The sequence below is a fragment of the Subdoligranulum sp. APC924/74 genome (assembly GCF_003324125.1).
Taxonomy (GTDB): Bacteria; Bacillota; Clostridia; order Oscillospirales; family Ruminococcaceae; genus Gemmiger; species Gemmiger qucibialis.
In genome coordinates this window covers 19,309-27,675 of sequence record NZ_PSQF01000035.1, presented here as the reverse complement: position 1 = coordinate 27,675, position 8,367 = coordinate 19,309, and the positions used below count along the sequence as shown (strand labels likewise).

At 58.0% G+C, this 8,367-nt stretch carries 6 protein-coding genes; 3 read left to right on the top strand and 3 right to left on the bottom strand.

From position 1 onward, the window contains the following. Positions 1–168 precede the first annotated feature (168 nt). The 3 genes from C4885_RS09530 to C4885_RS09520 are packed head-to-tail and all read left to right on the top strand — an operon-like array spanning position 169 to position 4,758. Positions 169–1,560 carry a radical SAM/SPASM domain-containing protein gene (locus C4885_RS09530; protein ID WP_114000110.1) on the top strand — a complete coding sequence of 464 codons (1,392 nt, stop codon included), beginning with the start codon at positions 169–171 and terminating at the stop codon, positions 1,558–1,560. Beyond that, complete coding sequence (locus tag C4885_RS09525) at positions 1,560–2,681, top strand: hypothetical protein (protein ID WP_114000109.1); 1,122 nt, start codon at positions 1,560–1,562, stop codon at positions 2,679–2,681. Before C4885_RS09530 ends, C4885_RS09525 begins: the two co-directional genes overlap by 1 nt. 19 nt (positions 2,682–2,700) lie before the next feature. Then, complete coding sequence (locus C4885_RS09520; RefSeq protein WP_114000108.1) at positions 2,701–4,758, top strand: AAA family ATPase; 2,058 nt, start codon at positions 2,701–2,703, stop codon at positions 4,756–4,758. A 456-nt stretch (positions 4,759–5,214) separates the two neighbouring features. On the opposite strand, the gene C4885_RS09515 is transcribed toward C4885_RS09520, so the two are convergent. The 3 genes from C4885_RS09515 to C4885_RS09505 form a co-directional block, all read right to left on the bottom strand. Beyond that, entirely contained in the window at positions 5,215–5,931 is a 717-nt protein-coding gene (locus C4885_RS09515) for an amino acid ABC transporter ATP-binding protein (protein WP_114000107.1), read from the bottom strand. After that, the gene (locus tag C4885_RS09510) at positions 5,918–6,685 is read right to left on the bottom strand and encodes an amino acid ABC transporter permease (protein WP_114000106.1); all 768 of its coding nucleotides are present in this window, start codon (positions 6,683–6,685) and stop codon (positions 5,918–5,920) included. Before C4885_RS09510 ends, C4885_RS09515 begins: the two co-directional genes overlap by 14 nt. 123 nt (positions 6,686–6,808) lie before the next feature. Next, on the bottom strand, positions 6,809–7,654 hold the full coding sequence (locus C4885_RS09505; protein ID WP_114000105.1) for an ABC transporter substrate-binding protein: 846 nt from the start codon (positions 7,652–7,654) through the stop codon (positions 6,809–6,811). Between the last annotated feature and the right edge of the window lie 713 nt (positions 7,655–8,367).

Genomic DNA, 8,367 nt, shown 5'->3' with positions numbered 1-8,367 from the left:
TTGGCAACGCAGATGCCGTGCCGCAGCTGCCGGAGCGGTGCTTAAGCCGCAAGGCGGGAATTGTGCGGTGTTGCCTTAACACATTTGGGAGAATTATTTAATAGTCAACCACTGCAGCGGCACTGCTTTTATGTGTTTGGCCGCTAAATCTGTTTTGGAGTGTTTTAGATGATGTTTTTATCGCGTGCAGAGTCCTCTTATCTGCACCAGCACCTAAGCGTTGTGCGCCATGTCACCTTGGACCCGGAGGGCCCCGGTGTGCTGCGCATTCACCTGCTCCCTTGCAAAAAAGCACGGCGCAATGTGCCGTTTGTTGCACTTTTGAACGGGCAGGATATTTTGCCGCTCAGCGTTTCCTGGGCCATTCTGCTGGCAGGGCTGATGGACGCCCTGCAGCCTTTTGAGGGCAAGGAGATCACCGAGGACCAGTGGGCCGGCATTGCCGCCCAGGCTGTGGAAACCGCCGCTGCTGTTTACCCGAAAACGGCTCCCGACCAGATCCGCGCGGATTTGAATGCCATGCTGACCTCCTTCCGCGCGCTGACCGCCGGGCAGGAACCGCCCGTGCATGTGCAGCCGATGGACCTGGGCGCTTACGCCCGCTATATGGCAGCCCCCCACCGCATGGACCTGATGGTAAGCTCCATGGAAAAGGACGGTGCCTGGCACTGCAACCAGAAATGCCTGCACTGTTACGCCGCCAACCAGCCCCTTGGCGCGGTGAAAGAGCTGGATACCGACCAATGGCTGGCTGTTATCCAAAAATGCCGCGCGGCGGGCATTCCGCAGCTGACCTTTACCGGCGGCGAACCCACCATGCGCAATGACCTGGTCAGCCTGGTGCATGCCGCACAGTGGTTTGTTACCCGGCTGAACACCAACGGCCGCATGCTGACCAGTGCCCTTTGCCGGGAACTGGCGGACGCCAGCCTGGACAGCGTGCAGGTCACCCTATATTCGGCGGATGAAGCGATCCATAACACGCTGGTGGGTGCCCCCGGCTATGCGGACACCATCAGCGGCATCCGCAATGCGGTGGAGGCGGGGCTGAATGTCAGCATCAACACCCCGCTGTGCAGCCTGAACCAGGATTACACCGCAACGCTGGCGCTGGCCAACTCTCTTGGCGTGCGCTATGCCACCTGCAGCGGGCTAATTCCCACCGGCGGGGCCGAAACCGACCCCAGCAAGGCCACCCGCTTAACGCCGGAAGCACTGACCGCCGTGCTGCGCCCCGCGATGGCCTATGCTGAACAAAACCACATGGAGATCAACTTTACCAGCCCCGGCTGGCTGCCGGATGCGGTACTGTTGGACCTTGGCTTTACCCAGGTGCCCAGCTGCGGGGCCTGCCTTTCCAACATGGCCGTTGCGCCAGACGGCACCGTTCTGCCCTGCCAGAGCTGGCTGCGGGAGGGCGCTGGCCTGGGCAACATCCTGCATGATCCCTGGCACAAGATCTGGAATGCCCCCGCCTGCCGCCGTGTGCGGGAAGAAAGTGCGAAAATGGAACACATCTGCCAGCTTGGCACAACCGTTCCCGCACAGGGAGGTTTGTGATGAAACAATCTGTTTTACGCTTTGCCGCGCAGCTGTGGGCTATGCTGGCCGTTCTGCTGCTGTTTGTTGCCGCCGTCCTGCCCGCCCATGCGGATGACGGCGACATGGATGAGATCACCCACTATACCGTAACAGTGGACACCCGCGCCGATGGCTCCGCCGATATCACCTATGAGCTGGACTGGAACGTGATCGGCGGCAGCCTGGATGAACCGCTGACCTGGGTGCGCATCGGCCTGCCCAACAGCCACAACGACAGCCTGGTCAACCTGACGCCGGATACAGTTCTTAACGTAAGTTCCGTGGATGACGGCGGTTCCTTTGCCAAGGTTGATTTTATCAACGCCTACTTCCCGCCGGATATTGCCGCCACCATCGGCGCACAGAGCAGCGTACACTTTGCGTTCCAGGTACACCAGTCCCATCTGTTTTTGCTGAACGAGGACGGCAACGCCGACTACAGCTTTACCCCCGGCTGGTTCGATGATTTGTGTGTGGATGAGCTGACCATCCGCTGGGTGGCGCTGGACGGTATCCAGGCCGATAACGACAGCCAGGACGGCAACTATCTTGTGTGGAACTTTGGCCCGCTGGACCATGGCGAAAGCGCCACGGTGCATGTCAGCGTTCCCGCCCATACAGCACAAAACTACTCCCCCGATGCTGCCGCAACGGACAGCGAAATGTATTATGACGACAGTGACCAGGTACTGGTTTTCTTCTTCGTACTCCTTCTGGTCATTATCGTGATTGCTCTGATCACGGTTTCCATTTCCCGCACAAACGGGATCTGGAACGGTGGTTTTGGCGAGGATGACCCCGACGACTGGTACTGGTATTCCAACGGGCACACCCATATCCATGTTGCCCGTAATCTGCCCCCGCCAGAAGGCTACCATCGCGTTCCCCCACCCGCAAACTTCAAGGCCGGGGGCGGAAAGACCCGCGGCGGTGGTGCCGGGCGGCGCAGCGGCGGTTCGGATCACTCCAACCATTCCAGCTGCGCGTGTGCGTGTGCCTGTGTTTCCAGCTGTGCATGCGCCTGCGCGTGTGCGGGCGGCGGCCGCGCCGGGTGCAGTACCAAAAACTTTTATAAAATTACCGTGAAAAAAGCCGACTGATATAACGGAGGGCAAAGCCATGAGCCTGGAAGATCAATACGATGCCTGGGTGCGCAGTGTGACCGGTACAGGCCGCCACAGCGCTACCAAACAGGACCGCGATGCCGCGCAAAATAGCCTGAACGCCATGCAGGCCCAGCTGGACGCTTTGGCCGAAAGCCAAAAACGCCAGAAATCTGCCGCGGACGCCCTGAACGCCGTGCAGCGCGCCGGCGCCGCCACCGCGGACAGTGTGCGCCGCATGAGCAGCGAGCTGACCCAAAGCCTGCGCCAGGACGGCCTGCTGGGCGGCAAAACCGCACAGCCTGCCCCCGCAGCAGAACCGGTAAAAGCCGGCCCGGAAAACTTTAATGGCCTGGCCGACCGGGTGCGCCAGCAGGTGCTGGGGCAGGATGCCTTTGTGGGGCAGGTGGTCAAGGCGTTCCGCCGCCCCTTTGTGATGGGCACCGCCGATACCGCCCATGCCCGCGGCAGCATGCTGCTGTGCGGCCCCACCGGTACCGGGCGGCACTATGCCCTGACCTGCATTGTGGACGAGATGGCAGGCCGCGGACTTTTGCACAGCGCCCTGATTGAAACGATGGATCTGGCCCTGTACCCCGGCCCCGCACAGGAAAAGCTGTTTTTGCAGGACCTGTATGCCGCCTTGCAGTCTGACGCCGAGGTTCTGGCCTTTGACCATTACGAAAGCTGTGCATCCAATTACCTGAACATGCTGGCAACGCTGGCCATTGACGGCACTCTGCCGCTGACCAGCCGCTATGTATTGCAGCGCGGCATTCTGGTGGATGTGGGCACCGCCCTGGCCCCCGGCGCGATCGGCGAATTGCAGGCTGCCGGCAAGTATTTTGTATTTTTCTCCAACCGGGACGAAACCGCCCTGGCGGACAAGTTCGGCGCGCGGTTCGTGGACGCGCTGGAGGGGGACATCTGCCGCACCCAGGCGTTCACTCCCGAAAGCCTGGCCGCCATTGCCGCGCGGGAGCTGAACCACCTGGCCCAGCGGGTCAAGGCGCAGTGCGGCCTTGTGCTTGCCATGGGCGGCGATGTGCGGGACCTGGTTGCCGCGCAGTACGGCAAAACCAGCGGCATGACCGCCATGCGCGATTATGTCGACAGCATCTACCGCGCCTTTGCAGAGTACGTTCTGGATGCGGACGACATTCCTACCGCCGGAACGCCCGCCAAATTGACGGTGGACGGCAGCCGCCTGATGGCCGCCATTGGCAGCGGTGAACCGTTTGACCTGCTGGCCCTGCTGCCCCGCCAGTACCGCGGCGATGTGGATGCCGTGGAAGCGGAGCTAGATGCCATTGTGGGCCTTGACGAAGTAAAGGATTTTGTGCGCGGCATTGCCCAGAACGTGCAGGCCCAGCAAAAGCGCAAGGCCCAGGGCCTGAAAGTTGCCGATGTGAACATGCACATGATTTTTACCGGCAACCCCGGCACCGGCAAAACCACGATTGCCCGCATTCTGGCCAAGTATCTGAAAGCCATCGGCGCACTGCGCGGCGGCCAGCTGGTGGAAGTGACCCGTGCCGACCTGGTGGGCCGCTATGTCGGCCACACGGCCCCGCTGACCAACCAGGTGATCCAGAGCGCTTTGGGCGGCGTGCTGTTCATTGATGAAGCATACAGCCTGTACCGCGGCGGCGAGGACAGCTTTGGGCTGGAAGCCATTGACACCCTGGTAAAGGGTATTGAGGACCACCGCGATGACCTGGTGGTGATCCTGGCCGGGTACAGCAAGGAGATGGCGCTGTTCCTGACGGCGAACTCCGGCCTGGCCAGCCGCTTCCCGAACCAGATTGAATTCCCGGATTACACAGGCGCTGAGCTTTTGGCGATCACCCAGAGCATTGCCAAAAGCAAGGGGTACCGCCTGGACGATGCCTGTGCGATGCCGTTGGTGGCATTCTTCGACCGCCGCCAGTCAGAGAACGCCGCCGAAAATGGCAACGGACGCATGGCCCGTAACACGCTGGAAAAAGCCATCCTGAACCAGTCCAAGCGCCTGGTCGCGGATGCTGATGCCGCGCTGGACCTGCTGCTGCCGGGGGATTTCGAACTGGAGTGATTCCTTACGGGAGTTTTTTGGCCTTTTTGAAAAAGGCCTTGGCGAAAGACTTTAATGGGTATCGCATAAATCACATAAGCTAAGGTGTATCTGAAAACAAAGAACATAACGGATATTTCGCAAAATCCCGCTGTGTTTGTAGAAATAGACTAAATTTTCGACTTTTCAGATACACCCTAAGAAATAGGCATGCGGATTCTCGGTAGATACGAGGGTCCGCATGCCTTTGGTTTTGCGGGGGATCGGTTTGGAGTCTGGGATTTTGGTGCAAAAGTTCGCAGTGCGGCAGGGTTCCGCGGGACGATGCAAGCATCGTCCCCTACAAATGTTTTTAGGGCAATACCGCATAATTCTAAGTGCCGCCGAAAACTCATCCCTCCTCCCTCCTAACTAAAAAAGTCCGCCCCATCCAGAACAGCTCTCACCATTCTAAACGGGGCGGACAAAAGTTTGATTTTACAGTACCTTGGACAAAAACGCTTTCAGGCGCGGATTGTCGGGGTCCTTAAAGAACTCCTGCGGGGGCTTATCGACCTTGATAACACCCTCATCAATAAAGATCACACGGTTGGCAACCTCACGGGCAAAACCCATTTCGTGGGTCACCACCACCATGGTCATGCCATCGCGGGCCAGTTCTTTCATCAGTTCCAGAACTTCGCCTACCATTTCGGGGTCCAGCGCGCTGGTGGGCTCGTCAAACAACAGCACTTCAGGGTTCATGGCCAGTGCACGCACAATGGCAATGCGCTGTTTCTGGCCGCCGGAAAGCATGTTGGGGTAAACATCCGCCTTATCGGCCAGGCCAATGCGCTCCAGCAGCTCCATGGCCTGCTTGTCGGCAGCAGCCTGGCTCATACGGCCCAGGCGCACCGGAGCCAGCGTGATGTTCTTTTTCACCGTCAGGTGGGGGAACAGGTTAAAATGCTGGAACACCATGCCCATCTGGGCGCGGGTGGCATCAATGTCGCGTTCGGTGATCTCTTTGCCGTCCAGCATAACCGTGCCGCCGTCCGGTTCTTCCAGGCGGGTCAGGCAGCGCAGAAAAGTGGACTTGCCGCAGCCGGAAGGCCCAACCAGGCAGACAACATCGCCCTTATTGATGGTCAGGTCAATGCCCTTGAGCACATCCAGACCGTTATAGTTCTTTTTTAAGTCCTTAACGACGATCACTCTTCGCCAGCCTCCCTTCCAGTTTGCCAAGCAGCCAGGTAAAGATCATAACCAGAATCAGATACATCAGCGCCACGCCGAACAACGGGAACATCGGCTCGTAAGTACGGTTCATGATGCCCTGTGCAGCGTACAGCAGCTCCTTGCCGCCAATAACGGTGATGAGCGAGGTATCCTTGAGAAGGACGATGAACTCATTGCCCAGGGCAGGCAGCACCGAGCGGATGGCCTGCGGAATCACGATCAGCACCATGGTTGTCATGTAGTTCAGGCCCAGGCTGCGGCCGGCTTCCATCTGGCCGGGGTCAACGGCCATCAGACCGCCGCGGATGATCTCCGAAACATACGCACCGGAGTTAATGCCCAGTGCCAGCGCGCCGACCATGGTAAAGTTGCGGCTGTTGGCAAAGATAACCATGCTCATAATCAGCATCTGCACCATCATGGGGGTGCCGCGGATCACAGTGGCGTATAGCTTGCATACAGCGTTGGCAACGGCAAGAGCCGGGTCGTGGTGGCCGCGGCGCTGTTGGTCATGCGCAACACGCACCAGGGCAACCACGCTGCCCAGCACCACGCCGATCGCCAAAGCAATTGCCGTTACATACAGCGTGGGGATGACCCCTTTGAGGTATTGCTGCCAGCGGTTTGAGGCAATAAATGCCTGGTAGAATTTGACGAACAGATCCTGCCCGAAATCCAGCTTTGTACCAGCTTTCGCCAGCTGGGTCAGCATTTCGTATTGTGCGGCCATCCGCATTCCACACCTTTCCTGTGTTCCGGCACCAGGGCGCCGGGCGTTTATTTTACGGTCTTGCCAACAAAAGGGAGGCGCCCCTGTGGGCCACCTCCCTGTGGCACTTGTGAAAAAGCTGCTTTATTCAGCAGTGATGTACTTGTCCACGATAGCCTGCAGGGTGCCGTCGGCCTTCAGCTCTTCCAGAGCGGTGTTGATGGCATCCTTCAGTTCGGTGTTGCCCTTACCAATGCCGATTGCGTAGCTTTCTTCCACGTAAGCGGTGTCCAGCAGCTTCAGGCCGGGGTTGGCAGCAATAAATTCCTTAGCGGGAGCGTTATCAATAACAACGCAGTCAACCTGGCCGTTGTTCAGCATCTGCACGGCAGTCAGGCCGTCGTCGTAAGCAACAACGTTCTCATCGCCAAAGTCGTCAGAGCAGTACAGGTAGCCGGTGGTACCGCGCTGGGTGCCGATTTTCTTGCCAGCCAGGTCATCCACGCTGGCAATATCGGAATCTTCCTTGACGATGATGGACTGGATGCCGGTTGCGTAAGAATCGGTGAAGTCCATCACGTTCTGGCGCTCGTCGGTAACGGTAACGCCAGCCATAACCATATCGGACTTGCCCTGCTGTACAGCCAGCAGTGCAGCGTCAAAGTCCATATCATCGATCTGCAGCTCCAGGCCCAGCTTGTCAGCAATAGCCTGTGCGGTCTCAATGTCGATGCCCTCAAATTCGCCGGAATCGGTGGTCATCTCGTACGGGGGGAAGGCTGCGTTGGTGGACATGATCAGCTTGCCCGGCTCAACGGTGGACAGCTCAGCAGTTTCAGTCTCGCTGGCTGCTTCAGAGGAAGCAGTCTCGGAAGATGCAGCATCGCTGGAAGCGGCTTCGGAAGATGCAGCAGAAGAAGCGGTGGAACCGCAGGCAGCCAGGCTCAGGACCAAGGCAGCGGCAGTCATCAAAGACAATGCTTTTTTCATTACAATATACCTTCTTTGTTCATGGTTCTCTGATTTTCAAGGCGTATCTGAAAACAAGGAAAATGACGGACATTTCGCAAACACAGGCAGGATGTAAGGCAAAGAGCCGCAGGAATCCTTTCTGGATTCCAAGGGCAACACCGCACAATTCCCGCCTTACGGCTTAAGCACCGCTTCGGCGGCTGCGGCACAGCATCTGCGTTGCCAAAATGCTCGATAATGTCGGGTTGCGATACCCGCATCGTGCTTCGGGGGCAAAAGCCCCTCGCACTCTGCGACCGCTGCCCCTGCTTCGGTTCGCTGTTTCCGCCACTGGCGGCGCTCACCTTTGCAGCATCCAGTATTATCTGCGCTTTTGGCTTAGCAGCTGCCGCACCTCGCTCGCCGTATCGGCACTTAGAATTATGCGGTATTGCCCAAGGCTTTTTAACGCAAAATCCGGCTGCGTTTGTAGAAATAGACGATACTTTCGACTTTTCAGATACACCCTAGCGCAGCGGCGGAACTTTCCCTCTTTCCGGAGCTGCATCAGGATAAATTCTAGTATAATACATAAATATTCAAAGTCAATGTATAAATATCGAATTCAGCATTTTGCGGCAAGATGGCTGCCCGCCCCACCAGAAATTGTGCATTTTTCAAGCCTGCATTTCACAGTTTTTCCTGATATATTGACGCCGCAAGTTAAACGTGGTAAACTTTACGCGTTCATG

Coding starts and splice junctions, on each gene's coding strand:
- C4885_RS09530 (WP_114000110.1), top strand. CDS start 169: ATGATGTTTTTATCGCGTGCAGAGTCCTCTTATCTGCACCAGCACCTA.
- C4885_RS09525 (WP_114000109.1), top strand. CDS start 1,560: ATGAAACAATCTGTTTTACGCTTTGCCGCGCAGCTGTGGGCTATGCTG.
- C4885_RS09520 (WP_114000108.1), top strand. CDS start 2,701: ATGAGCCTGGAAGATCAATACGATGCCTGGGTGCGCAGTGTGACCGGT.
- C4885_RS09510 (WP_114000106.1), bottom strand. CDS start 6,685: ATGGCCGCACAATACGAAATGCTGACCCAGCTGGCGAAAGCTGGTACA.
- C4885_RS09505 (WP_114000105.1), bottom strand. CDS start 7,654: ATGAAAAAAGCATTGTCTTTGATGACTGCCGCTGCCTTGGTCCTGAGC.